This window comes from Pseudarthrobacter sp. 1G09 (assembly GCF_050038305.1).
In the GTDB taxonomy this organism is placed as follows: Bacteria; Actinomycetota; Actinomycetes; order Actinomycetales; family Micrococcaceae; genus Arthrobacter; species Arthrobacter equi.
This window is the reverse complement of record NZ_CP188306.1, coordinates 3309807-3333082: the sequence shown is the minus strand read 5'-3', so window position 1 is coordinate 3333082 and position 23276 is coordinate 3309807. Positions and strand designations below refer to the sequence as shown.

The following is a 23276-nucleotide window of genomic DNA, read 5'->3' as shown; positions in this document are numbered from 1 at the left end:
ATGACTTCCCCCGGTGGCTCCCAGCCCTTCAACCTGCGCAGCATTGCGGTGGCCGCCTTTGGACCCACCCTGCTGTTTGGCCTGGGACAGGGGGCCATCCTTCCCGTGGTGGCACTGACCGCCCGCGACCTGGGCGCCACTGTCGCCGTGGCGGCGCTCATCGTCACCCTGATGGGACTCGGATCCTGGTTCTTCAACCTGCCGGCCTCGCTCGTCACGCTGAAGTTCGGCGAGCGCTGGTCCATCGTGGGCGCGTCCGTCGCCGCCGGCCTGGCGCTCGCCGCTGCCGGGCTGTCCTCCCTGGTGCCCAACGGACTGGTGCTGCTCGCCGTGGCGATGACCGTCGTCGGGATGTCCGGAAGCGTCTTTGGCCTGGCCCGGCAGAAGTACCTCACCGAGGCGGTGCCGGTGGGGTTCCGGGCCAGGGCGCTGTCCACGCTGGGCGGCGTAAACAGGATCGGCGTGTTCATCGGGCCGTTCCTGGGTGCTGCGGTGATGCAGTTTGGCGGCATTAATGGCGCCTACTGGGTGGGTGTGGTGGCCATGGCGGCGGCCGCGCTGCTCTCCCTCACCATCCCGGACCTGGCCTCTCCGGACGCGTCCGACGGCGGCACGCCGGGCCCGCAGCCCACGCTTCGGAGCGTCGCGGTGTCCCACGCGGGGGTCTTCCTCTCCGTGGGCATCGGCATCCTGCTGCTGTCCGCCCTCCGCTCCTCGCGGCAGGTGGTGATCCCGCTGTGGGCCGACCACCTCGGCATGGACGCCACCTCCGCCTCGCTCATTTACGGCCTGTCCGGGGCCATCGACATGCTGGTGTTCTATCCCGCCGGCAAGCTCATGGACCGCAAGGGCCGGCAGTTCGTGGCTGTGCCGTCCACCCTGCTGATGGGTGCGGCGCTGGTGCTGATCCCGCTGACCGGTTCGTTCACCGGGCTGCTGCTGGCCTCGCTGCTGATCGGGTTCGGCAACGGCATCAGCTCCGGTCTGGTGATGACGCTGGGGGCCGATTTCTCGCCGGACCGCGGCCGCGGCCAGTTCCTTGGGCTCTGGCGGTTCATGGCCGACGCCGGCTCCACGGGCGGGCCGCTGCTGCTCTCCGGGGTGACCGCCGTGGCATCCCTGGGCGCGGGGATCTCGGCCACCGGCATCCTGGGGTTAGCGGCGGCGGCCGTGTTCGCCGTCGTTATTCCCCGCCTGAAGCACCGCCGCAACTACTGACGTGCGCCATCACGTGGAGTCCCCAAAAACCGCATCTTAGGGACTCCATCTGATAGGGCAACGGGCCATGGTGGGTGGACACTGTTCCCATGAACATTCCCCGGAGCATCCAGCGGGACTGCGTCATCGCCGGGGGAGGGCCCGCCGGTATGGTGCTCGGCTACCTCCTCGCGCGGGCTGGCCTGCAGGTCACGGTCCTGGAAAAGCACGCCGACTTCCTCCGTGATTTCCGCGGTGACACCATCCACCCGTCCACCATTACGCTCCTGCGCGAACTGGGCCTGCTGGAGCGGTTCCTGGACCTGCCGCTGACCCGCATCACCACCATGGACGCGGTCTTCGACGGGGAGCGTTTCACGATCGCCGACTTTGGCACCCTCCCGGCGCCGGACAACTTCCTGGTGTTCGCCCCGCAATGGGATTTCCTGAACTTCCTGGCGGCCGAGGCCTCGACGCTGCCGGGGTTCGAGCTCCGGATGAGCACACGGGCAGATGAAGTACTTCACGACGGCGGCCGCGTGGCCGGGGTGCGGGCCACGGATCCTGATGGCGCGCTGGAAGTCCGCGCGCCCCTGACCGTGGCGGCCGACGGGCGCGGATCGTCGCTCCGGAACGACGCCGGGCTTTACCCAACCGGCTCGGGCGTGCCCATTGACGTGCTGTGGTTCCACCTGCCCAAACCCCGCGACCCGCTTCCGCCAACGCTCGGCTATGTTTCCGGCAAGGGGATGGTGCTGACCCTGGACCGGGGCAGCTACTACCAATCCGGCATGATCATCCGGAAGGACAGCTTCGAAAGCATCAAAGCCGAAGGGCTTGCCGCGTTCTGTGCCCGCATCGGTGCCGCAGCTTCCCACCTTGCCGTCCCGGCGGAGAGCATCGTGGGTTGGGACCAGATCAAACTCCTGTCCGTGAAGATTAACCGGCTGGAGACGTGGCACCGGCCCGGCTTTATCGCTATTGGCGACGCGGCCCACGCGATGTCGCCCATGTTCGGCGTTGGCGTCAATTACGCCATCCAGGATGCCGTGGCACTCGCCAACGCCGTCACGCCCGGGCTGGCCCGCGGAGAGGTGCGCGACGAATCGCTGGCAGCTGTGCAGAAACGCCGGGAGGTACCGGTCCGGAAGATGCAGCGCATTCAACGCCTGGGCCACCGCGCCATCGCACGGCGCCCCGGCCGGCGCGCTTTCGTTCCCCGGCCCGCCAAGTGGGTTCTGCGTGCCTTCGGCCCGCGGATACGCCGGACGGCAGCCCGGTTCATCGGTATCGGGTTCCGCCCAGAACACCCACGGATTTTCTGACCCGACGGGGGAGTTTGGCCGGCGGCGTTGGTGGGTACCTGCCGGACCGCGGTTATCCTCGACACATGGGTGAAACGGGGACTCGGGTTCGGAACAGCCCACTGCAGAAAGCGCTGTGGTGGGTGCAGGACTATGTGTACGCGGCCATGTGCCAGGTGGAGGGCGTGCTGTCCCGGGTGCAGCCCGGGTCCTTCCACCAAGGGACACGGAACCCCGTGGTGATCATCCCCGGGGTGTACGAAAACTGGCAGTTCATGCTGCCCCTGATCCAGCGGATCCACGACGCCGGCCACCCCGTCCACGTGGTCACGGTCCTGCAGCGGAACAAGCTGGAGATCCCGGCGGCGGCCCGGCTGGTGGCCCAGCACATCGAGGAGGCGGGGCTGCATGACGCCGCCATCGTGGCGCACAGCAAAGGCGGGCTGATCGGCAAGTACGCGATGCTGATGATGGACCCGGAGCACCGGATCAGCAAAATGATCACAGTGTGCACCCCCTTTTCCGGCTCCAGCTACGCCAGGTACATGCTGCTGCCGAGCCTGCGGATGTTCTCGCCGCGGAATGCCCTGACCCTCGAATTGGCCCGCGAAGAAGCCATCAACAGCAGGATCACCTCCATCTACGGCCCGTTCGATCCGCACATCCCCGAGGGAAGCATCCTGCCGGGCGCCACGAACATTGCGCTTCCCACGGCGGGGCACTTCCGGATCCTGGGCGACCCGGAGACCGCCCGGATCATCACCGAACAGCTGGCCCTCCCGGAGGCCGGCTCCCCGCTGTAAGCTCCACGGCCTGCGCGTGGGTATAAGCCCTGTTCAGGCCGTGGTTTAGCTTTCAAATAACTTGAGCATTCTTTGTCCTTTTGCCCCCTCAGTTCCTGAGTTTGGCTGTGCATTGTTGTTCCCAGCAAGACAACTTCCACCTAAGTAAGCAAAGTCTGAGGGGACACATCATGAAGAACAGCACTCTGATCAAGGGAACCGCAGCCATCGCCGTAGGCGCAGCACTGTTGCTGGGCGGCGGTGGATCGCTGGCCAACTGGAACGCCGAGGCATCCGCGGCTCCCGGCACCATCGTCGCCGGCGACCTGAACGTTGCGAAGACCGCCGCGGGCGTCTGGAAGGACCGGGCCGGCACCACCATCGACATCAACACCTACAAGGTGGTTCCAGGCGACAAGCTCACCTTCACCCAGGACCTGACCGTCACCCTGGTAGGCAACAAGATGGCCGCCGACGTCAGCACCACCGGCATCAGCGCCACCAACGGCTTCACCCCCGCCAACGTCTCGGTTTCCGCACCGGCCCTCACCCTGGGCGGGACGGCCGTGGCCAACCCCCTGAAGCCCACCGGTTCCGCGCAGACGGTCACCGCAACCATCACCTTTGAATTCCTGTCCACCACCACGGGCCGTGCAGACACCACCGCCAGCTACAACTTCAACAACGTGGCGTTCCAGCTGACCCAGGTGGCCCAGGCCGGTCTTTCCTAACCTGACGTGGCCGGGTGGCCCTCGGGCCGCCCGGCCATCAGAATCAGGAAACCGACCAGGAGGAGACCACGATGCGCATCAAGCGCTCACTGCAGGCGGCGGCCCTGGTCGCCGCAGCAGTGCTCCTGGGCTTCCTCACCGTTCAAGGCAGCTACGCCCTCTGGAATGCCACAGTTGTTGCTACTCCCGGGACAGTGAGCTCGGCATCGTTCGACATGGCGATGACGGCGGTCAACTCGGGCCAAACCACCAACATGACGCTGGCCAACGGAACGGCAGCAACCCTGACGCTGTCTCCGGCAGGCACCCTGGGGCCCGGAACTCCGGTGTACGGCGGGGTGCAGGTCACCAACAACACCAACGCCGGTGGCCAGTTCAACACCGTCATCACAGCAGGCCAGCCAACCATTACCAATGTCAGCGGCGGGACCCTCGCCAGCTACCTCAGTGTTACCGCCAAGCTGGCCACCTCCACCGCAGAATGCGGCAACGGCACCGGGTTCACGGCGATAGGTGCGGGCGGGCTCGCCTCGCCCACTGTGGCTAAGAACGGTTCCACCATCTTTTGTTTCCAGGCCAGCCTCAGCTCGGCGGCCCCCACATCCGTGAAAGGACAAGCAGTGAACATCACCCTTCCGCTCACCGCCCGTCAGTGCGGGGTGTCCGGTGGCTGCTGACCTGACCGCCGGGCCGGCCTTCCCGGCCGGCGCATCGCGCAAGAAGTCCCGCTTCGCCAACCCGTCGCCGTCGGACGCTGACGAAAGCCGCCGCAAGGGCACCGGGGTGTGGGCCGCCGTCGGACGCATCCTGAGCATGTCCGCCATGCTCGTGGCGCTGTTCGCGGCCGCGGTCCTGATCGTGATTCCGGTGGCAACCGGCTCGCAGTCCTACACCATCCTGACCAAGTCCATGGTGCAGAAGTTCCCGCCGGGCACCTTCATGGTGATGAAGCCGGTGGCGTTCGACGAACTCAAGTACGGCGACGTCATCACCTTCCAGATGTATTCCGGCCGGCCGGACGTGGACACGCACCGGATTGTCGGTTTCGGGTCCACCCAATCGGGGGAGAAGACGCTGATCACCAAGGGCGACAACAACGGCGCCAACGATCCCGAGCCAGTCCGGGCCATCCAGGTCAAAGGCAAGCTGTTCTACGCAGTTCCGTACGTGGGCTTCGTAGCCAACGCCCTGGGCAACGCGGACCGCGGCACCTGGACTGTCCTGGCCGCCGTCGGCCTCATCGGCTACGGCGCCATCACGGTCTATAAGTCCGTCCGCAAGCCGCGCGGCAGCAAGAGTCCGGCCGGGGCCGTGGCCTAAATGCGCACGTTCCGGAACCTGCCAGGGGCCGCGGTGGCCGTCGGTGCTTTCGTGCTGACAGTCATGCTGGGGCTCGGTGGAACCGCGGCGTCGGCCCTGTGGCAGCAAAGCGCGACAGCCACCATGACTGTCGCGTGGCCGCTGCAGGCCTTCACCGGATTCACCTGCGGAAACGACAACCCCCAAAAGATCGCCACACTGTCCGCCGCAGGAACCAGCAAACCGACCTCCTTGACGTATTCGGCACGGCAGGCCAACGGAACCTATGGACCGTCCTACACGGAATCGGTGGTGCTGGGAACCACCAGCACCGTCACCTTGACCATTGGTTCACAGATTATTGCCGCCAACCGCTCCACGTCACAGCTCACCATTCGTGTCGTGGCCACCTACGCGGACCAGACACAGGTCACGGCCAGCGCTGTTGTCGGCCTGGAGCAGGGCAACAACAGCGACAAAGTCATCTGCATCTCAGCCGCCGCCTAGTGTGCACAGCCTCCGCCAGCTCGGCGGAAGCAGGCGCCGCCACCACCCCCCCCGAGGGCGGCGCCAGCTTCTGCCGAGCTGGTTTGGTTTAAGGGCTGGAAGATCCGCCGGTAGCGCCCGAGGGTCCCAAAGGCACTGACGGCCGGAGTTGGCCGGCCGGATTTCCCTGAATCACCCTGTGGATCACCCAAGGCACGGCCTCGTCAGGGCAACAAGCCGTTAAAGGCGAAGAACCGCTGCCCTGACGGGAGCGGCTCAAGATGACCGGGAAGTGGGTTCCTGGCGGCGCCCACTTCAAGACGCCGCCAGGAGATGGGGGGCGTCTCCAGCAGGAGCCGCGATACCGGGTCCCAGCAACCCGGTAAGAGCTACTATCCGGTACCCGGATCAAGGTACGGCCGGATCTGCCGCAAGGAACACTCAACTTCGCGTCATGATTTGAACCATTCCGCGCCCACATGCGTCTCACCAAGGGTAGGAAGGCCCTGCCGTCCTGTCCAACTCCCCATGTTTTGAACTGGCTAGCAGTAGATGTCGTTTTGAGCCCTCAAAACGACATCTACTGCCACCTGGTTGGGGAGGCAGATGGGAGGTGGCCAAAGTGACCCGGGGAGCCGCAGCGGGCCTGGCGTCAGCGGCGCCGCGCCGCGAAAGCGAACAGTGATGTGGTGGCCACGGTGGCCAGGTAACCGGCGATCACGATCAGCGAGATCCCGGCCCAGAAGTAGTTGGTGGTGCTGGTTTCCTGCCATGGGCTCGGTGCAATCCGGATCAGCGAATAGGCAGCAACGGCCGCGGAGGCAAGGCCAATCAGCACGGGAAGGACCAGCCAGATCCTGGCCGAGCCGATGTGCCGGTTGAAGCCCTCCCAAGCAATCCAGGTTCCGCGCCGCAGGATCAGCCACCCGGCAGGAATCATGAATGCCCCCACCAGCAGGAACGCGGCCACAACATCGGCCGGGCGGTGCCACTGGTTGATCAGCGTGGACACCCCGGAGGCGATGGCGAACGTGCCGCCCACGAACCCGGCCATGGGCCGCCAGCGGGGCGATGCCATCAGGAAGACGGCCGCCGCAGCAGATGCCGCCAGGGTGGTGTGCCCGGACGGCAGCGAGTTCAGCTCCAGGGTCACCACGCCCTTGTCAGGCCGGGCGGGGAGCAGGTCCTTGAGCACCTGCGTGGCAACGTTCGCGCCGATGCAGGCCGCCACGGCGATCCCGGCTTCGGTCCAGTGTTTCCGGATCACGGTGACGAACAGGATCACGACGGCGGCCATCACCAGGGAGATGGTGGGCAGCAGGTCCAGGAACCGGGTGGTTGCCTTGCCGGCTGGGCCGTGGATGTCCACCGCTTCCACCAGGGCGGACTCATCGATGAACTGCCCCGTGGTGGTTTGCACGAAGTAGTAGTACGTGGCCACGAGCCCGGCAACGCAGGCAAGGGTGGCCAGCACGAACAGGAAACCCGAGCCCGGTGCGGGCCGGGCAGGCGTCCTGGGGTGCGTTTGCCGTGAGGAAGTCATCGCCGTTAAGGGTGTCATAGAAAGCTGGGAGGCCTCTCCGCGTGTGCTGGGCGCGCCGTCGGTGTTCACTACTCGTGCGGGCTGGTTGGGGGCAGCCGGGGAATGCTGGCCGCTGCCACCACCAGCGCAAGGGCGCCCAGCCCGAACGGCAGGGCCGTCAGCGTAGCCACGCCACCCACCAGGAGCGGGCCGCCGGCGTCGCCGAGTTCCCTGCCGAGCTCGGCCGATCCCATGGTGCGGCCCATCCGTTCCGGCGGGGTGCTGTCCGCCAGGTGCGCGAAGCCCAGGGGAGTGGCAGCGCCGATGCCCACTCCGATGGCTGCCGCCGCAGCGAAGATGGTGACCGCGGCGGGGGCGCCCGCCAGCAGTGCGACGCCGGCGGCAATCAGGAGGAGCCCCGCCGTCGTGCCCCTGTTGTCCGTAACCCGGCCCTGGTCCCGCAGCCTGCCCATCCACGGCTGGGTCAGCACCGAGCCGAGCGCCAGGACGCTGACGGCGGCGGTACCGGCGAAGGCGTCCATGCCGTGGCGGGTGGCAAGTGCGGGAAGGAAGCCGATGGCCGCGCCGAGCGCGCCGGTGGAGGCGGCGAGGACCAGCGTGGGAACCCAGAACCTGCGCTCGCCCACCTGCCGGGCCAGGTCCATGACCGTGTAGCGCTGGCGGGGGAGCGGCTCGAGGTGCGGTACCGCCGCCAGCACCCACACGGCAGTGGCCGCTGCCAGCGCGGCCAGGGCGCCGAACAGCAGGGCGAAGCCGCCGGCCAGGATCAGCCCGGCTCCCAGCAGCGGGCCGATGATGTAGCCAAGGCTCTTCCAGGAGCCGTATTTGCCAAAGTAGGCACCCGCCTTTCCGCCGCGGGCGAGCCTCGCCACCATGGCGGACGACGCCGGCGAGAAGGCTGAGGCGGCGGCGCCCTGTCCCAGCCGGGCCAGGGCGAGCATGAGCGGGTCCGCTGCCCACAGCCCGATGAGCGACAGGGCAGCGAACGCCAGGAGCCCGCCCACGATGACCGGTTTGGGCCCCACCCGGTCGCTGAGGGCACCGAACACGGGTTTGAGGAAGACCTCGGCGACGTCGTACAGGGCCAGCAGGATGCCGAGGTTCAGCAGCGTCAGGCCGATGTTCCCGCTTTGCGCGCCCAGGCCGGCCGCGATGCTGTGGGCACCGAAGGCCGTCACAAACCCGGCGGCGTACAGCGGGGCCGTGGCGGTGCGGGTGGCCACCAGGTGGGAAGGGGTTCCGGACTCAGTCACACGATGGACTGTAACAACTGTTGGATCTCATGGCGCGCACCCCGTGTCAGGCGAGGTCGGCCATGATTTCCCCGATGATCTCGAACTGTTCGCGGACGCCGCCTTCCATGCCGGACTGCGCAATCATGTCGCGGACTTCCCGGCTGCCCGCATGGGTGCGGATGCTGACCCTGGTGGCGGCGCCGTCGTCGGCCGGCTCGAAGGTGACAGTGTTGACCACCGCGCCGTCTTCGCCGTCCTGCGCCATGCCCGGGAATTCCATCACCTCCGTGTGCACGATCCGCGCATCCGGCTCGATCTCGCGGTAGGTGCCGTGGAAAGCCACCTCCGCTTCGCCGTGCGCCAGCATGACGTAACGCCATCTCCCGCCCACCCGGAAGTCCATCTCCGCCACTGTCATCTCGCCGCGCCGCCCCGGCCACCAGCGCCGGACGAGCTCCGGCGTGGTCCAGGCCTTGAAGACGAGGTGCGGCGGGGCGTCCACCGTCCGGGTGATGAGGATTTCCTCGTCGCTGGGGAAGGTCATGTCCATGGTCCTGCCGCCTGCCTGTGCCATTGTCCTGCTCCTTAGTGTCCGCTTTTCTGATCCTGGATGTCTTCCAGTACGCCGTCGAGGAGGTCGAAGCGGTCCGCCCAGAGGTCCGCGTAGCCGGACACCCAGTCATGGATGGGCTTCAGCGCCTGCGGCTGGAGCCGGTAGACCCGTTGCCGCCCGGCGTCGCGGACTTCCACGGCGCCCACCTCCCGCAACACCCGCAGGTGCCGGGATACGTGCGGCTGCGCCAGCTCCAGCAGTTCCACCAGTTCGCTGACGGTGCGCTCGCCGCCGGCCAGGACGTCCAGGATTTCCCGACGGCGGGGCTCGGCCACGGCGTTGAACGCATCTGCGGTTGTCGCTGCCCGTGCCATGACCTCATCGTATACCCATATGGATATGCGATAAAAGGCTGTTGGCGTGCCGGTTCCGAAGGTCTACCCTTCGTGCAAGGGGTCCGGTGCGGGCCCCGCGGTGGCTCCTGAAGGAGGCGAAGCCGTGACGATCGTCGACAACGCCGTCTACGTGAACGGGATGCGGACAGCGGACCCGGAAAGCCTGGACGAGACCTACTTTGCCCTGAGGCAGCGCGAGGGGATGGCCTGGATCGGCCTCTACCGCCCGGACGCCGAGGAGCTGCAGTCGGTGGGCGAGGAATTCGACCTGAACCCGCTCGCCGTCGAGGACGCCCTCGCAGGCCACCAGCGGGCCAAGCTGGAACACTACGGCGAATGCCTGTTCCTGGTGCTGCGGCCGGCCCGGTACCGCGATGACGTGGAGAAGGTGGACTTCGGCGAGATCCACGTCTTTGCCGGTGACGAGTATGTTGTGACCGTCCGGCACGCAGAATCGCCGGACCTGGCCAAGGTCCGGCGGCGCATGGAATCGATGCCGGAGTTCCTCGCCCTTGGCCCCGAGGCTGTGCTGTACGGGATCCTGGACCAGGTGGTGGATGAGTACGAGCCAGTGGCCGCCGGCCTGGAGAACGACATCGACGAAATCGAGGACGACCTCTTTGGCGCCGACCCCGAGGTCTCGCGGCGCATCTACGAACTCTCCCGCCAGGTCATCACGTTCCAGCGCGCCACCAGCCCGCTGGCCGGGATCCTGCAGGCCCTGATGGCCGGAACCCCGGAACGCCCCGCTGATGCCGACCTCCAGGACCACCTCCGCGACGTGCTGGACCACGTCCTGCGGCTCAACGAACGCGTGGCGTCCTTCCGGGCGCTGCTCCAAAACGCGCTCGCGGTCAACGCGGCCCTGGTGGCACAGCGGCAGAATGAGGAGATGCAGCGGATGACCGAATCCAGCTTTAAGCAGAACGAACAGGTCAAGCGCATCTCATCCTGGGCCGCCATCCTGTTCGCCCCCACCCTCGTGGCGTCCATCTACGGCATGAACTTCACCGCGATGCCCGAGCTGACCTGGACCTACGGCTACCCGTACGCCATCGGCCTGATGCTGGCCATGGGTTTGGGGCTGTACGTCACTTTCAAGCACAACAAGTGGATCTAGGTTTCTCCACATAGGCCTTCTGCTTCCGCAGTGGCCGCGCGGCCCGCCGGTACAGTGATCCCATGCCTGCCCGCGACGCAAAGATTCCCCCACTGGACGAACTGCTGGCAGGGGCACACGTTGTCAGCCTGCCCATGCGGGTGAAGTTTCGCGGGATCATGGAGCGGGAATCGCTGCTGATCCAGGGCCCTGCCGGTTGGGGCGAATTCTGCCCGTTCCCGGAGTATGGCGATGCCGAGGCTTCGCCGTGGCTGGCCGCCGCCATCGAGGCCGCCTGGCAGGGGTTTCCCCAGCCGCTGCGCACGGCGATACCCGTCAACGCCACGGTGCCTGCCGTGGAGGCCTCCCGGGTGCCGGAGGTCCTGGCGCGTTTCGGCAGGGTGGATGCCGTCAAGGTCAAGGTGGCGGAGCGCGGCCAAACCCTCGAAGATGACGCCGCTCGGGTGGAAGCCGTCCGGGCTGCCTTTCCGGATGCAGCCATCCGGGTTGACGCCAATGGCGGGTGGGACGTGCCCGCCGCGGTCAGGGCACTGGCCCGGCTGTCCGCCGTCGGCCTTGAATACGCTGAGCAGCCCGTCCCGGACATCGGGGGCCTGGCCGAGGTGCGTTCGCGGCTGCGTGCTGCGGGAACGCCGGTGCTGGTGGCCGCGGACGAAAGTGTCCGCAAGGAGGACGATCCCCTGAAAGTGGCACGGGCCGGCGCGGCCGACCTGATCGTGGTCAAGGTGGCGCCGCTCGGGGGAGTGCGGCGTGCGCTGGACATCGTGGCGCAGGCCGGGCTGCCCGCCGTCGTCAGCTCCGCACTGGACACCTCCGTGGGGATCCGTGCCGGGCTGGCCCTGGCCGCGGCGCTCCCCGACCTTCCGTATGCGTGCGGGCTGGGGACAGTATCCCTGTTTGAATCCGATATCACCCGGGATCCGTTGACGGCCGACGACGGCGCTATCACCCTCCGCGAAGCCGCCGCCGATCCCGGGCTGCTGGAGCAGTTCGCGGCAACGCCCGAACGCCGGGACTGGTGGCTGGCACGGCTGCGCAGGGTCCACGCCCGTCTGGCCGGGTAGGCGCGCCCGCCCCCCGACGCGCGCCCGCTTGTGGTGGTTCTGCCGCAAACCCGTGTGCGAACCTTTGACGTTTCTGCAGGTCATGGGCGGTTAACCTCAACTTCACCTGCAGGACGGCTCCGCGTCGGAACCGGCTGGAAAGGTGATCGGGCAACCCCAGAGAGATTCCTTGGAAGGTTCCCCATGTCTGAAACTGCCCGCAAATTTAACCTGCTGCCAATGCTCGGCCATACCAAGGGCAAGCGCAGCCCGGTCACCTGTTCCCTGAAGTGCGACAACGCGTGTGCGGGCGAAACCTGCAACACCAGCTCCAACAGCTACTTCCGTGATATCGCCTCCGCCACCATGTCCCGTCGCGCCGCACTGGGCCTTGGTGCTGCCGGTGCCCTGGCCGTGGCGCTCGGCTCCGCCGTCACATCGGCTGAACCGGCCTCCGCCGCCGGCCTGTCCAAGGCCGCCAAGGAAGGCTTCGGCAAGTCGAAGCTCAAGTTCACCGCCATCAAGCCGGTGGACGCCGCCGTCGATGCCGTAACCGTCCCGGACGGCTTCACCTGGCAGCCGATCATCCGCTGGGGCGACCCGCTGTTCAGCGACTCGCCGGACTTCGACATCAACAAGCAGACCGCCGCCGCCCAGGCCCGCCAGTTCGGTTACAACAACGACTACACGGACATCCTGGAAATCCCCAACACCAAGGGCCGCCGCGCAGTCCTGTTCACCAACCACGAGTACACGAACGAGAACATCATGGTTCCCGCCGGCTACGACGCCAAGGAAACCCGGGCCATCGGCCGCGCCGCCCATGGCCTGGCCGTCGTCGAACTCGAGCGCAAGAACACCACCAAGCCGTGGTCCTACGTCAAGGGCGCACCCCTTAACCGCCGCTTCCTCGACGACACCACCTATGAACTGACCGGCCCGGCTGCCGGCTCGGCCCTGGTGAAGACTGTCGCCGACCCCACCGGCAAGGCCATCAAGGGCACGTTCGGCAACTGCTCCGGCGGCACCACTCCCTGGGGCACCATCCTCTCCGGCGAGGAGAACTTCAACGGCTACTTCGTGGCCGGCGGCGCCTCGGCCAGCGACAAGCGCTACGGCCTGACCGCCAACGCCACCTCCCGCAAGTGGGAACTTGACGACCCCCGCTTCGACACCCGCAACGCCGGCTACGAAAACGAGGCCAACCGGTTCGGCTGGATCGTGGAAGTCGACCCTTTCGACCCAACCTCTACTCCGAAGAAGCACTCCGCCATGGGCCGCTTCAAGCACGAGGGCGCCAACGTGATTGTCGCCAAATCAGGCCACGTGGTGGCTTACATGGGCGACGACGAGCGGTTCGACTACCTGTACAAGTTCGTTTCCAAGGGCAAGTACATCGAAGGCGACCGCAAGAACAACATGGGCCTGCTGTCCGAGGGCAACCTCTTCGTGGCCCAGTTCACCGGCAACTCGCCCGCCGCGGAGATCACCGGCACCGGCGCGGTCCCCTCCGACGGTGCGTTCGACGGACTCGGCGAATGGCTGCCCCTGGTGGTTGACGGCAAGTCAGCCATCGCCGGCATGTCCGTCGAAGAGGTCCTGGTCCATACCCGCATCGCCGCTGACAAGGCGGCCAACGCCAAGGGCGGCCCTACCAAGATGGACCGCTGCGAGGACGTCCAGCCGAGCCTGCACACCGGCAAGGTCTACGTGGTCTGCACCAACAACTCCGACCGCGGCAAGGCCGGTAAGGAAGGTGCCACGGAGGTCAACCCGCGCACCCAGAACCGCGACGGCCACATCGTGGAAATCACCGAGACTGGCGACCAGACGTCCACCAGCTTCAGCTGGAACCTGCTGATGGTTTGCGGCGATCCGGCCCAAGGCGACGTCACCTACTTCTCCGGCTACCCGGTGGACAAGGTTTCGCCGATCTCCTGCCCGGACAACGTTGCCTTCGACTCGGTGGGCAACCTCTGGATCTCCACCGACGGCGCCCCCTCCGGTATTGGCTACAACGACGGCCTGTTCAAGGTCACCCTGGACGGCGCCGAGCGCGGCAAGGTGGAGCAGTTCCTGTCCGTTCCCCGCGACGCCGAAACCTGCGGCCCCATCATCCACGACGAGGAGCGGACCGTGTTCGTCGCAGTCCAACACCCGGGCGAGGAAGGCACCTTCGAAGCGCCGCACTCCTACTTCCCGGACTACGTTGGTGCGGGTGCAAAGCCGGCCGCCGGTCAGGTGCGTGCACCCCGTCCCTCAGTGGTCCAGGTGTTCCGCGGCTAACTCTCCGCCCGCTCTTTGGGGACGCCCCATCAGTTTTTGCCCGTTTTTTAGGAACGCCCCATCACCTCCCGGCCTATAGAGGCGGGAAGTGATGGGGCGTTGGTGTTTCGGGGCGGGAAGTGATGGGGCGTTTGGTGTTTCGGGGCGGGAAGTGATGGGGCGTTGGGGGGTGGCAGACTGGTTGGGTGACTTCGCTGAACGAATCTGCCCCGAAGACCCCCGAGATGGACGCGCCCGCGCTGAGCGCCATTGCAGCGGCGCGCATCGCCGTCGGGGTCCTGCTCGACGGCGGTATGCAGCACGTGGTGGTCTGTCCGGGATCGCGTTCGGCACCGATGGCCTACGCCCTGGCTGAGGCGTCGGCAGCGGGCCGGGTGGAGCTGCTGGTCCGGATCGACGAGCGGGCCGCGGGCTTTACGGCCCTCGGGCTCGCCCTGGCCACCGGCTCGCCCGCCGCCGTGCTGACGACGTCCGGGACCGCCGTCGGGAACCTGATGCCGGCGGTGATGGAAGCCAACCACGCCGCCGTCCCGCTGGTTGTCCTCTCCGCCGACCGGCCGGACGAGCTCCGCGGCACCGGGGCGAACCAGACCACCATCCAGCCGGACCTGTTCGGCGACCACGTCCGGTTCGCCGTCGACGTTCCCGCGGGTGCCAGCCCCGAACGGGCCGTCAGCACCGCGCTGTCCGCCGCAACCGGTGCGTTCGATGACATTCCGCCGGGCCCGGTCCAGCTCAACCTCGCCTTCCGCGATCCGCTGGTGCCGGCTGAAGGGGAGGGGCTTCCTGCGGCCGCAGCCCGCCGGCGCTTCCGGATCGGTGCCGAGCCGCTGGTCATGGAGCTGCCCCCGGCCTCCGAAACCCTGCCGGAGCGCCGCACCGTAGTGCTGGCAGGGCACGACGCCGGCCCGGTCGCCGAGGCGTTTGCCCGCGCCCACAACCTGCCGCTGCTCGCCGAGCCGTCCTCCAACGCGAGATTCGGTCCAAACACCGTAGGCCCCTACCGGCTGCTGCTGGAGCATTTCGGTCCCGGCGCCGGCCATCCGGTGGAGCGGGTAGTACTGTTCGGCCGCCCCACGCTGTCCCGGCCCGTGGCCGCCCTGCTGGCCCGTCCCGACGTCCAGTCCGCGCTGTACCAGCCGGTACCCGTGGCCTGGTACGAGCCCGGACGGCGCACCGAACTGCCGCTGGCGGACCTGGCCGATCTCGCCGAATTTGCGGGCAAGGGATCATCGCAGTGGCTGGACACCTGGCTTCTGGCGGGCTCGGCAGCCCAGCACGCCGTGGACCAGGTGGTGGCTGCGGAGGCAGCTGCCACGGGCCCGTCGGTGGCGTCACTGGTGTGGAAGCACACCCGCGGCCAGCTGCTCCTGGGCTCCTCCAACGGCATCCGCGACGCCGACCTCGCAGCCCTCCCCGCCCCGGACCCCGCCGCCACCGTGTACGCCAACAGAGGTCTGGCGGGCATCGACGGCACCATCTCCACCGCCACCGGGCTGGCCTTGGGCGGCCGACAGGAAACCACCGTCCTGCTGGGCGACGTCACGTTCCTGCACGACGCCGGCGGCCTGCTCCTCGGCACCGGCGAGGAGGTGCCCGACCTGCGGATCGTGGTCCTCAACGATGCCGGCGGAGCGATCTTCGACCTGCTGGAGCACGGTGCGGTGCGCGACGGTGGCCGCTACGGAGACGCCGTCGAACGCCTCTTCGCCACCCCGCACTCAGCCGACATTGCGGCACTCGCCGCGGCTTACGGCGTCGGCCATTCACTGGTGACCACGACGGCGGGACTCGCCGAAGCGCTCGGCCGGCCGGTCCAGGGGCGCAGCATCCTGGAGGTCCGCACCGACCGCACCGCCCTGCGGCAGCTCCACGGGCGGATCAAGGATGCGGTGTCCACCGCTGTGACAGGCGTGCTGGCGGGGCAGTAGGCGGGAAGCCCGCGCCGTCAGCCACCCTGGGGAGTGAACTGGCTGGCGGAGAAAATGGCTCCCTGCGGGTCCCGGATGAGTGCCTCGCGTGTCCAGCCTGATTCGTCCCGCTGCAGCACCTCGGCGCCCAGCCGTTCGGCGTCGGAAGCAGCCTGGTCCCGGTCCGCGACGGTGAACGTGACGTGCCAATGCGGCGGCCTGTCCGGACCGGTGGTGACGATCCAGGCAACCGCGTCCTCGAACCCCATGGGCGCCGATATTTGTGATTGCCGTTTCCTGATGTCCGGGTCAACCGTGGCTTCCAGGTGGTCTCCGTAGCCGGGGCGCCGGACCAGCATTCCGAATCCGAGATCGTCCACCTCCCAACCGAACGCCTCCTGGTAGAAGCTGATGGCAGGGCCCGGATCCGGCGTATGCAGGTCGCTGAAATTCCAGGATCCCGGCACGTTCGCCACCTGGACACCCGGCCTCCGCCGGGCCTGCCAGACGTGGAAACCGGCCCCCTGCGGATCGGCCAGGGCCGCGTCCCGGCCGCCCTCGCCGGCGTCCTCCGGCGCGGAAAGCAGGCTGGCACCTCCGGCAACAAGCCGCTGGACGGCGGCATCGGTGTCGTCAACGGCAATATACGTGCTCCAAGAGGCCTCTGCGCCGCCGCCGCTTCCCAGGCCTGCAACGTCCTGGCCGTCGAGCTTCGCGATCAGGTACCGGCCGGGGGCGCCGGGAGGCATGACGTCCTCGAATGTCCAGCCGAACAGCCCCGAGTAGAACGCAGCTGCGGCGTCAACATCCGACTGCGTGGTATCGATCCAGCACGGGACGCCCGCCGGATAGGTCCTGGGATTCATGCTTCGCTCCTGCGCGTTGGGGGGACAGTTGTCATGCAGGGCTTTCTTTCAGGGCAGCTTCGAAGACCGGCAGGCTGCGCTCAATCATGTCCTCGTTGGCGGTGAGGGAAATCCGGAAGAAGCCAGGGGTCTCGAACAGCGCACCCGGGAGGACAAAGACGTCCCGGGCCGCGAGCCGCGCGGTGAACGCCTCGTCGTCCGGGATGGGTGAGGTGACGTAGAGATAGAAGGTGCCTTCCGGCGGGTGCACGCGGTAGCCCATGCCGCCGAGCGCGTCGACCAGGCGGTCCCGGCGCCGCTGTAACTGCCCGACGTCGATGGAGAACTTTTCGAGTTCCGGCAGTGCATGCTGCAGCAGTGCGTTCGGGTAGATCCAGCCCATGGCCACCTGAAGGCCGGATATGGCCGGACGCAGGTCGTCCCGGTGCGGCATTCCGGGCGGCAGGGCAAGATAGCCAACCCGCTGGCCGGGGGACAGGTGGGTTTTGCCGTAGGAGTAGGCCAACAGCGTGTAGGGGTAGAACTCCACGGGACTGTGGAAGCGGATGCCATCGAACACGATCCGGTTGTAGGGCTCGTCCGAAATGAGGTAGATCCGCCGGCCGATCCGTGCCGATGCCGTCTCCAGCAACTGCGCGAGCCGGGTCAGCAGTTCGGGCGGATAAATGCGGCCGGTGGGATTGTTGGGCGTGTTGACGATGACGCAGCGGGTCCGGCCGGTGATGGCTGAATCGATAGCATCCAGGTCCAGGTCGAACGTGGTGGTGTCCACCGTGACTTTCACCGGTACCAGGCCCGCCTCAAGGATCAACGGCTCGTACAGGAACCACGGCGGCAGGCTGTAAACCACCTCGTCGCCGGGATCGGCAACGGCCTTCAGCGCCAGTGCAATCGCGGCGAAACCGCCGGTGGTGAGGTAGATGTCCTCCGGGCGGAAGGGCACGTCCAGTAACACCTGAAGCGACTCCGCGGCGGCCTCACAGGCGGCGCGGCCGTTGGCCTGGTAGGCGAACCACTGGTCATGCTGCGGGACCAGCGCATCCTGAAGCGCAGTGACGTAGCGGCCGGCGGGCATCTGGTGGGGATTGCCGAACGTGAAATCGCAGCCTCCCGCAACCCCATCCCTGCGTGCGCCAAACTCCCGGATGTATTCGTCAACCCGCAGGAAGGACGGGATCGACGCCAGCCGGGCTGCCCGGGCGGAGACCGGCGAGGCTGCCTGCGGGGCGGTTGCATCGTTCATGGATCGGCGCTCCTCTGCTGGCCCGGGACCGGACCGCAGGCGGTCGGGCAGCGCGTTGCGGGGCGAGGGCTGTGGTGGGACCCATTCTCGGCTCCGCCTGCCACCATGTAAAGGCTGGCGTGAATGCCCACGCCCGGTCCCGCCGTCGTCCGCGGCCCCGCGTCCCCGACGCGCAAAGGTGCCCATGACGCACGAAATCCCCGGCGCGGCGGGATATCCGCAGCGCCGGGGATTCCAAGTGCTCGAAAACCGGAGGTAAGGCCCGGCCTAGTCCTCGATGTTGATGTGGGTGGGGTCCAGCACGCGGCGCAGGAACTCCTTGGTGCGTGGCTGGGCGGGGGAGCCGATGACCTGCTCGGCCACGCCTTCCTCCACCACAACACCGCCGTCCATGAAGACCACGCGGTCAGCCACCTCGCGGGCGAAGGCCATCTCGTGGGTGACCACCAGCATGGTCATGCCTTCCTTGGCCAGGTTCCGCATGACCGAGAGGACATCGCCAACGGTCTCCGGGTCCAGGGCTGAGGTGGGCTCGTCAAAGAGCATCAGCTCGGGGTTCATGCTCAGGGCACGGGCGATGGCCACGCGCTGCTGCTGGCCGCCGGAGAGCTGGTCCGGGAAGCGGTCGGCGAGGTGACCCAGGCCCACGCGCTCCAGATTGTGCAGCGAGACCTTGTCCGCTTCAGCCTGGGACCGCTTGAGGACCTTGGTCTGCGCGATGGAGCAGTTGCGCAGGGCGTTCAGGTGCGGGAACAGGTTGAACTGCTGGAACACCATGCCCACTTTGCGGCGCATCTTGTCGATGTCCACGTCGGGATCGGTGGCTTCGAAGCCGCCCACCTGGATGCTGCCCCGGTTGGGCTGTTCCAGCAGGTTGACGCAGCGCAGCAGGGTGGACTTGCCGGAGCCGGAGGGGCCAATCAGGCACACCACCTCGCCGGGCTTCACGTTCAGGCTGATGCCCTTGAGGACCTCGTTGGAACCGTAGGATTTGCGGAGGTCTGAGATGTCCACGCCGGCTGCGTGCACGGTGGTGGAAGGTACGACGTCGTTCATGGCTTCCCTGCCTATCGCTTGGTCCGCGCGGAGCGGCTTTCGAACTTCCGGGCCAGGAGGCTCAGGGGGATGGTGACCACCAGGTAGAAGGCACCGGCCACCAGGAGCGGCGTGAGGCCGGCGCCCAGGCTGGAGATGCCGTCGCGGCCGAACTTGGTGAGCTCGTACTGCGAAGCTGTCAGGCCCAGGACGTAGATCAGCGATGAGTCCTTGGTGAGGAGGATGACCTCGTTGGTCAGCGGCGGAAGAACGATCTTGAAGGCCTGCGGAATGACGATGGTGACCATGGCCCGCCACTGCGGCATGCCCAGGGAACGGGCTGCTTCCAGCTGGCCCTTGGGCACTGCCTGCAGGCCGGCGCGGAGGGTTTCGGCGATGTACGCCGAGGCGACGATGCCCAGCGAAATCATCACGATGATGGTCACGTTCCACTGGACGCCGAAGGCCAGGGGGACGCCGTAGCCGAAGGCGATGAAGACCAGCAGCGCCGGGATGCCGCGGAAGAACTCGATGTAAGCGGTGGCGATCCAGCGGTACAGCGGGAAGCTGGACAGTTTCATCAGGGCCAGCAGCAGGCCTCCGCTGAGCCCCACCACGAAGCCGAGGAACGTGTAGATCAGGGTGTTCTTCAGGCCCACCAGGAAGATGTCCGGGAACATCGGCCCGATCTTGCCGAAGTTGAAGACGTTGGTGGCCATGGTCTTCCAGTCCGTGGCCAGGATCAGTGCGGCGATGGCCACCACAAAGATTCCGGCCTGGACATACAGGCTTACTCTGGCTCGCTGGCGTGCGGTCATTGCCATTGGGTGCTCACATTCGTTGTGCGTGGCTGAGGCCCCGGACGGCTGCCGTGCGTGCCAGCCGGGGCCTCATGCCTGAACTCTGCTCACCGGGGCCCGGGGTGGCCCCAAGCGGTGGCTACTTGGCGGTTTCGCCGAACCAGGTGGTCTTGAACTTCGCCAGGCTGCCGTCGTCGGTGAGGCGCTTGAGCGTGCCGTTGACCTGGTCCAGCATCGCGGTGTTGCCCTTCTTGATGGCAATGCCGAGCTTCTCGCCCGTGGCGTAGTCCTCAACGCGGGTGAACTGGGTGTTGTCCTTGATGGCGTAGCCGAGCACGGACTGGTTGCCCAGGGCGGCGTCGATGGTGCCGGCTTCGAGGGCCTGGACCAGGAGGCCGGAGTCCTCGAACTGCTGTGCCTCAATGCCCTTTTCCTGGGCGTATTTGGCGCCGGTGGTGGCCTGCTGCACGCCCACCTTCTTGCCCTTGGCGGAGTCGATGTTCTCCACGCCGGAGCCTTCCTTGGCCACCAGGGTCAGGTCGTCATCCATGTAGGGGTTGGAGAAGTCCATGACCTGCTTGCGGGTGTCCGTGATGGACACCGAAGAGATGGAAACGTCGCAGCCGGTCAGCGCGGTGCCTGTCTCGATGGCCTCGAAGGAGCTGTCCACGATGTTCAGCTCGGCCTTCAGGTCCTTGGCTACCTCGTTGGCGATGTCGATGTCGAAGCCAACCGTCTTGCCGTCCTTCTGGAATTCGAAGGGCTCGTAGGGGACGTCGGAGCAGACGGTGAGCTTGCCTGCGTTGATGAGCTGGATGCCGCCCTCGGATGCTGCGGGGGTGGAGCTGCCGCCGCAGGCCGTGAGGGTGAGGGCACCGACGGCGAAGAGTGCTGCTGCCTTGGCGGTCAATTTGGCCGTGGCCAGGGACTTGAGCTGCATGTTTCTTACCTTTTGTTGCAGGGGTATGCGGTACTAAATCGGTTCATAGTGTAGCGCCGAATGTGAGATGTGCATCACAGGAAACTTAGTTTCACTATTGGATAACTAAATTACCCGCACTTTCAACCCTAGGCGAAGCCTTGCTGTCTCGGATACCGGACGTTTGGGCTAACTGCGGATGCCGAGCGATTCCAGCATCGGCCTGAACTTGGCCCACGTCTCAGCCAGTTCCGCCTCCGGCTGCGAGCCGTCCACGATGCCGCAGCCCGCGTACAGACGCACGGTGTCCGGGGATTCGATCACTGCGCCGCGCAGCGCGATGCCCCACTCGCCGTTGCCCGCGGCGTCCAGCCAGCCCACCGGCCCGGCGTACGGTCCGCGGTCGAGGTGCTCCAGTTTGCGGATCAGGGCCCCGGCCACCTGGGTGGGGGTTCCGCAAACAGCGGCGGTTGGATGCAGGGCATTGATGAGGGCCAGGCAGGTGGGAACGTGGCCTTCCACCTCGGCAAGTTCGGCCTTGACGTCCGAGGCCAGGTGCCAGACGTTGGGCAGTTCAAGGATGAACGGTTCGTCATGGGCGTTCATCGCCTCGGAGAACGGGGCCAGCTGCGAGGTCAGCGACTGGATGGCGATCTCGTGCTCATGCCGCTGCTTCTCGGAGCCTGCCAATACCCGGGTTGCGTAGTCCATAGGCAAGCCGTCCTCGCCATGGGCGTCCCGGCGGTCAAGGGTTCCGGCCAGCACGCGCGCCTGGGCGGTCCGGCCCTCCACCTGGATGAGCATCTCCGGAGTGGCGCCCACCAGTCCGTCCACGCCGTACGTCCAGCATTCGCGGTAGCGGGCGGCCAGTTCGCGCAGCACCCGGGAGGCGTTCACGCCGCCGGGAATGGTGGCCACCACGTCGCGCGCCAGCACCAGTTTCTCCAGGGCACCTGTCCGGATTTCCTCCACGCCTGCGGCCACGGCGTCCATCCACGCTTCTTCGCTGAGCGAGCCGGTGTGCAGTGTTGCTCCCGCGGCCAGGGGGAGGGGGCGTACGACGGCGCCGCCCTCCTTCGCGGGAACCGCACCCTGGCGGGCGTCCCCGGCTGGCTCCGCTGCCGCCGTCGTGATTCCTGCCGGCGCAACTGCTGCCGACGTACTTCCGGCCGGCGCACCCGCGCTGACGGGCTTCCCGCCGAGCCAGCGCTCCAGCGCGGCGAGGGCGCCCGCTTCGGTGAGCGGGCCGTCGTCGAACGTCAACTGGGTGAGCCACGCCGTGTTGTCCCGCACGCCCACCACGATTTCCGGGACGATGAGCCGGGATTCGTGGGCGGAGGTTTTGGAGAAGGCGAAGGATCCGAAAGCCACGGGCCCGGTGCCGGGAAGTTCCACGGAATCGGTGACGCGGGCTTCAAGGACCAGGTGGCGCCACCAGATATCTGCCTCGAGGAAACGCTCGGGGCCGGTTGCGGTGAAACGTGCGATCTCGCCGAAGCCCGCCAGGCCGGCCTCGCGGCGGGTCCAGCAAAGAACGTCGTCCCGCACCAGAAACGCAGGAAGCCCCCCGGGAAATTCTTTTCCATCCAGGGGGACTGTCAGGCTTTTCAGGAGACCGGTATCGAGCGTGCTTGTCATGATGGATCAACAGTACCCCCGCCAGTAATTCACAGTACTTCGCAGTAACTATCCGCCCCTCGCCGCGTCAAACACGTACTGGTCCGGACCCGCCGGAACATTTGAGACAATGTCATGGTGAACCGAGCATCCTTGGATAAGCGTCCGGACGAAGTAGCCACGATGTTTGACGACGTCGCACCGAAATACGACGTCGTCAACGATGTTCTGTCCATGGGGCAGACCCGCCGCTGGCGGAAAATCGTGGTTGATGCGATGGAAGTCTCCAAAGGCCAGCGGGTCCTGGATCTCGCCGCCGGAACCGGCACATCCAGTGAGCCATATGCCGATGCAGGCATAGACGTTGTGGCGTGTGACTTCTCCCTCGGGATGCTCAAGGTAGGCAAGCGCCGCCGCCCCGACATCGACTTCATTGCCGGTGACGCCACCAACCTGCCCTTCGCGGACAACACCTTTGACGCCACCACCATTTCCTTCGGCCTGCGCAACGTCAACGAACCCAAGAAGGCCCTTGCGGAGATGCTCCGTGTTACCAAGCCGGGCGGCCGGCTGGTCATTGCCGAGTTCTCGCAGCCTGTTGTTCCGCTCTGGCGCACCATGTACACCGAATACCTGATGCGCGCCCTGCCCGCCATCGCCGTCAAGGTTGCCTCCAACCCGGACGCGTACGTCTACCTCGCCGAGTCCATCCGGGCTTGGCCGGACCAGGACCACCTGGCCGCATGGTTGCAGGACGAAGGGTGGGAAAACGTCAACTACCGCAACCTCACCGGCGGCATCGTGGCGGTCCACCGCGCGTTCAAGCCGGCCGGCGCCCCGGACAGTGCAGCCGCCGCGATCGCCGCGCACAAGGGCCCGGTGGCCAAGCTGCGCCGCAACATCGCCCGCTGA

22 protein-coding genes are annotated in these 23276 nt (G+C 66.9%); 12 read left to right on the top strand and 10 right to left on the bottom strand.

Going from position 1 to position 23276, the window contains the following annotated elements; all coding sequences use genetic code 11:
• The 7 genes from ACP3TD_RS15365 to ACP3TD_RS15335 all read left to right on the top strand — a co-directional run bounded on the left by ACP3TD_RS15365 (position 1) and on the right by ACP3TD_RS15335 (position 5820).
• The gene (locus ACP3TD_RS15365) at positions 1-1218 is read left to right on the top strand and encodes an MFS transporter (protein ID WP_426763858.1); all 1218 of its coding nucleotides are present in this window, start codon (positions 1-3) and stop codon (positions 1216-1218) included.
• A gap of 89 nt (positions 1219-1307) precedes the next feature.
• On the top strand, positions 1308-2522 hold the full coding sequence (locus tag ACP3TD_RS15360; protein WP_426763857.1) for an FAD-dependent oxidoreductase: 1215 nt from the start codon (positions 1308-1310) through the stop codon (positions 2520-2522).
• 65 nt (positions 2523-2587) lie between these two features.
• Positions 2588-3304: an esterase/lipase family protein gene (locus ACP3TD_RS15355; protein WP_426763856.1), complete on the top strand. Its 717-nt coding sequence runs from the start codon at positions 2588-2590 to the stop codon at positions 3302-3304.
• Positions 3305-3474: 170 nt separating this feature from the next.
• Positions 3475-4014, top strand: a complete 540-nt coding sequence (locus ACP3TD_RS15350; RefSeq protein WP_426763855.1) for an alternate-type signal peptide domain-containing protein — start codon at positions 3475-3477, stop codon at positions 4012-4014.
• A gap of 71 nt (positions 4015-4085) precedes the next feature.
• Positions 4086-4691 carry a hypothetical protein gene (locus ACP3TD_RS15345; protein ID WP_426763854.1) on the top strand — a complete coding sequence of 202 codons (606 nt, stop codon included), beginning with the start codon at positions 4086-4088 and terminating at the stop codon, positions 4689-4691.
• On the top strand, positions 4681-5334 hold the full coding sequence (locus ACP3TD_RS15340; RefSeq protein ID WP_426763853.1) for a signal peptidase I: 654 nt from the start codon (positions 4681-4683) through the stop codon (positions 5332-5334). The genes ACP3TD_RS15345 and ACP3TD_RS15340 overlap by 11 nt, the downstream gene beginning before the upstream one ends.
• Positions 5335-5820 (top strand): hypothetical protein, encoded by a 486-nt coding sequence (locus tag ACP3TD_RS15335; protein WP_426763852.1) that lies wholly within the window; start codon positions 5335-5337, stop codon positions 5818-5820.
• A 631-nt stretch (positions 5821-6451) separates the two neighbouring features.
• Here the strand turns inward: ACP3TD_RS15335 and ACP3TD_RS15330 are convergent.
• From ACP3TD_RS15330 to ACP3TD_RS15315, 4 genes are all read right to left on the bottom strand, one after another.
• Positions 6452-7342 (bottom strand): phosphatase PAP2 family protein, encoded by an 891-nt coding sequence (locus ACP3TD_RS15330; protein ID WP_056075739.1) that lies wholly within the window; start codon positions 7340-7342, stop codon positions 6452-6454.
• Between the two features lie 68 nt (positions 7343-7410).
• A complete protein-coding gene (locus ACP3TD_RS15325; protein WP_426763851.1) occupies positions 7411-8595 on the bottom strand; it encodes an MFS transporter in 1185 nt (394 codons plus the stop codon).
• A 46-nt stretch (positions 8596-8641) separates the two neighbouring features.
• Complete coding sequence (locus ACP3TD_RS15320) at positions 8642-9151, bottom strand: SRPBCC family protein (protein ID WP_426763850.1); 510 nt, start codon at positions 9149-9151, stop codon at positions 8642-8644.
• 11 nt (positions 9152-9162) lie between these two features.
• Entirely contained in the window at positions 9163-9504 is a 342-nt protein-coding gene (locus tag ACP3TD_RS15315) for an ArsR/SmtB family transcription factor (protein WP_426763849.1), read from the bottom strand.
• Positions 9505-9628: 124 nt separating this feature from the next.
• Between ACP3TD_RS15315 and ACP3TD_RS15310 the strand changes: the two genes are divergently transcribed.
• From ACP3TD_RS15310 to menD, 4 genes are all read left to right on the top strand, one after another.
• Positions 9629-10645 carry a magnesium and cobalt transport protein CorA gene (locus tag ACP3TD_RS15310; RefSeq protein ID WP_426763848.1) on the top strand — a complete coding sequence of 339 codons (1017 nt, stop codon included), beginning with the start codon at positions 9629-9631 and terminating at the stop codon, positions 10643-10645.
• Positions 10646-10707: 62 nt separating this feature from the next.
• Positions 10708-11709, top strand: a complete 1002-nt coding sequence (locus tag ACP3TD_RS15305; RefSeq protein WP_426763847.1) for an o-succinylbenzoate synthase — start codon at positions 10708-10710, stop codon at positions 11707-11709.
• A 183-nt stretch (positions 11710-11892) separates the two neighbouring features.
• Positions 11893-13974, top strand: a complete 2082-nt coding sequence (locus ACP3TD_RS15300) for a PhoX family protein (protein WP_426763846.1) — start codon at positions 11893-11895, stop codon at positions 13972-13974.
• A 224-nt stretch (positions 13975-14198) separates the two neighbouring features.
• Positions 14199-15905: a 2-succinyl-5-enolpyruvyl-6-hydroxy-3-cyclohexene-1-carboxylic-acid synthase gene (menD, locus tag ACP3TD_RS15295; RefSeq protein ID WP_426767262.1), complete on the top strand. Its 1707-nt coding sequence runs from the start codon at positions 14199-14201 to the stop codon at positions 15903-15905.
• 17 nt (positions 15906-15922) lie between these two features.
• Here menD and ACP3TD_RS15290 read toward each other — a convergent pair whose 3' ends face one another.
• The 6 genes from ACP3TD_RS15290 to ACP3TD_RS15265 all read right to left on the bottom strand — a co-directional run bounded on the left by ACP3TD_RS15290 (position 15923) and on the right by ACP3TD_RS15265 (position 22385).
• Complete coding sequence (locus ACP3TD_RS15290) at positions 15923-16750, bottom strand: VOC family protein (RefSeq protein WP_426763845.1); 828 nt, start codon at positions 16748-16750, stop codon at positions 15923-15925.
• Positions 16751-16781: 31 nt separating this feature from the next.
• Complete coding sequence (locus ACP3TD_RS15285; protein ID WP_426763844.1) at positions 16782-17993, bottom strand: aminotransferase class I/II-fold pyridoxal phosphate-dependent enzyme; 1212 nt, start codon at positions 17991-17993, stop codon at positions 16782-16784.
• A 267-nt stretch (positions 17994-18260) separates the two neighbouring features.
• On the bottom strand, positions 18261-19049 hold the full coding sequence (locus ACP3TD_RS15280) for an amino acid ABC transporter ATP-binding protein (RefSeq protein WP_426763843.1): 789 nt from the start codon (positions 19047-19049) through the stop codon (positions 18261-18263).
• Between the two features lie 11 nt (positions 19050-19060).
• The gene (locus ACP3TD_RS15275) at positions 19061-19852 is read right to left on the bottom strand and encodes an amino acid ABC transporter permease (protein ID WP_426763842.1); all 792 of its coding nucleotides are present in this window, start codon (positions 19850-19852) and stop codon (positions 19061-19063) included.
• A gap of 115 nt (positions 19853-19967) precedes the next feature.
• Positions 19968-20768, bottom strand: a complete 801-nt coding sequence (locus ACP3TD_RS15270; protein ID WP_091722289.1) for an ABC transporter substrate-binding protein — start codon at positions 20766-20768, stop codon at positions 19968-19970.
• Positions 20769-20936: 168 nt separating this feature from the next.
• Positions 20937-22385, bottom strand: coding sequence for an isochorismate synthase (locus ACP3TD_RS15265; protein WP_426763841.1), 1449 nt, complete (start codon positions 22383-22385; stop codon positions 20937-20939).
• Between the two features lie 117 nt (positions 22386-22502).
• Between ACP3TD_RS15265 and ACP3TD_RS15260 the strand changes: the two genes are divergently transcribed.
• Positions 22503-23276 carry a demethylmenaquinone methyltransferase gene (locus tag ACP3TD_RS15260; protein WP_231994318.1) on the top strand — a complete coding sequence of 258 codons (774 nt, stop codon included), beginning with the start codon at positions 22503-22505 and terminating at the stop codon, positions 23274-23276.

Bases quoted from the DNA above. Each gene is read 5' to 3' on its own strand.
- ACP3TD_RS15365 (WP_426763858.1), top strand. From the start codon at position 1: ATGACTTCCCCCGGTGGCTCCCAGCCCTTCAACCTGCGCAGCATTGCG.
- ACP3TD_RS15360 (WP_426763857.1), top strand. From the start codon at position 1,308: ATGAACATTCCCCGGAGCATCCAGCGGGACTGCGTCATCGCCGGGGGA.
- ACP3TD_RS15355 (WP_426763856.1), top strand. From the start codon at position 2,588: ATGGGTGAAACGGGGACTCGGGTTCGGAACAGCCCACTGCAGAAAGCG.
- ACP3TD_RS15350 (WP_426763855.1), top strand. From the start codon at position 3,475: ATGAAGAACAGCACTCTGATCAAGGGAACCGCAGCCATCGCCGTAGGC.
- ACP3TD_RS15345 (WP_426763854.1), top strand. From the start codon at position 4,086: ATGCGCATCAAGCGCTCACTGCAGGCGGCGGCCCTGGTCGCCGCAGCA.
- ACP3TD_RS15335 (WP_426763852.1), top strand. From the start codon at position 5,335: ATGCGCACGTTCCGGAACCTGCCAGGGGCCGCGGTGGCCGTCGGTGCT.
- ACP3TD_RS15330 (WP_056075739.1), bottom strand. From the start codon at position 7,342: ATGACTTCCTCACGGCAAACGCACCCCAGGACGCCTGCCCGGCCCGCA.
- ACP3TD_RS15320 (WP_426763850.1), bottom strand. From the start codon at position 9,151: ATGGCACAGGCAGGCGGCAGGACCATGGACATGACCTTCCCCAGCGAC.
- ACP3TD_RS15315 (WP_426763849.1), bottom strand. From the start codon at position 9,504: ATGGCACGGGCAGCGACAACCGCAGATGCGTTCAACGCCGTGGCCGAG.
- ACP3TD_RS15305 (WP_426763847.1), top strand. From the start codon at position 10,708: ATGCCTGCCCGCGACGCAAAGATTCCCCCACTGGACGAACTGCTGGCA.
- ACP3TD_RS15300 (WP_426763846.1), top strand. From the start codon at position 11,893: ATGTCTGAAACTGCCCGCAAATTTAACCTGCTGCCAATGCTCGGCCAT.
- menD (WP_426767262.1), top strand. From the start codon at position 14,199: ATGGACGCGCCCGCGCTGAGCGCCATTGCAGCGGCGCGCATCGCCGTC.
- ACP3TD_RS15290 (WP_426763845.1), bottom strand. From the start codon at position 16,750: ATGAATCCCAGGACCTATCCGGCGGGCGTCCCGTGCTGGATCGATACC.
- ACP3TD_RS15285 (WP_426763844.1), bottom strand. From the start codon at position 17,993: ATGAACGATGCAACCGCCCCGCAGGCAGCCTCGCCGGTCTCCGCCCGG.
- ACP3TD_RS15280 (WP_426763843.1), bottom strand. From the start codon at position 19,049: ATGAACGACGTCGTACCTTCCACCACCGTGCACGCAGCCGGCGTGGAC.
- ACP3TD_RS15275 (WP_426763842.1), bottom strand. From the start codon at position 19,852: ATGGCAATGACCGCACGCCAGCGAGCCAGAGTAAGCCTGTATGTCCAG.
- ACP3TD_RS15270 (WP_091722289.1), bottom strand. From the start codon at position 20,768: ATGCAGCTCAAGTCCCTGGCCACGGCCAAATTGACCGCCAAGGCAGCA.
- ACP3TD_RS15265 (WP_426763841.1), bottom strand. From the start codon at position 22,385: ATGACAAGCACGCTCGATACCGGTCTCCTGAAAAGCCTGACAGTCCCC.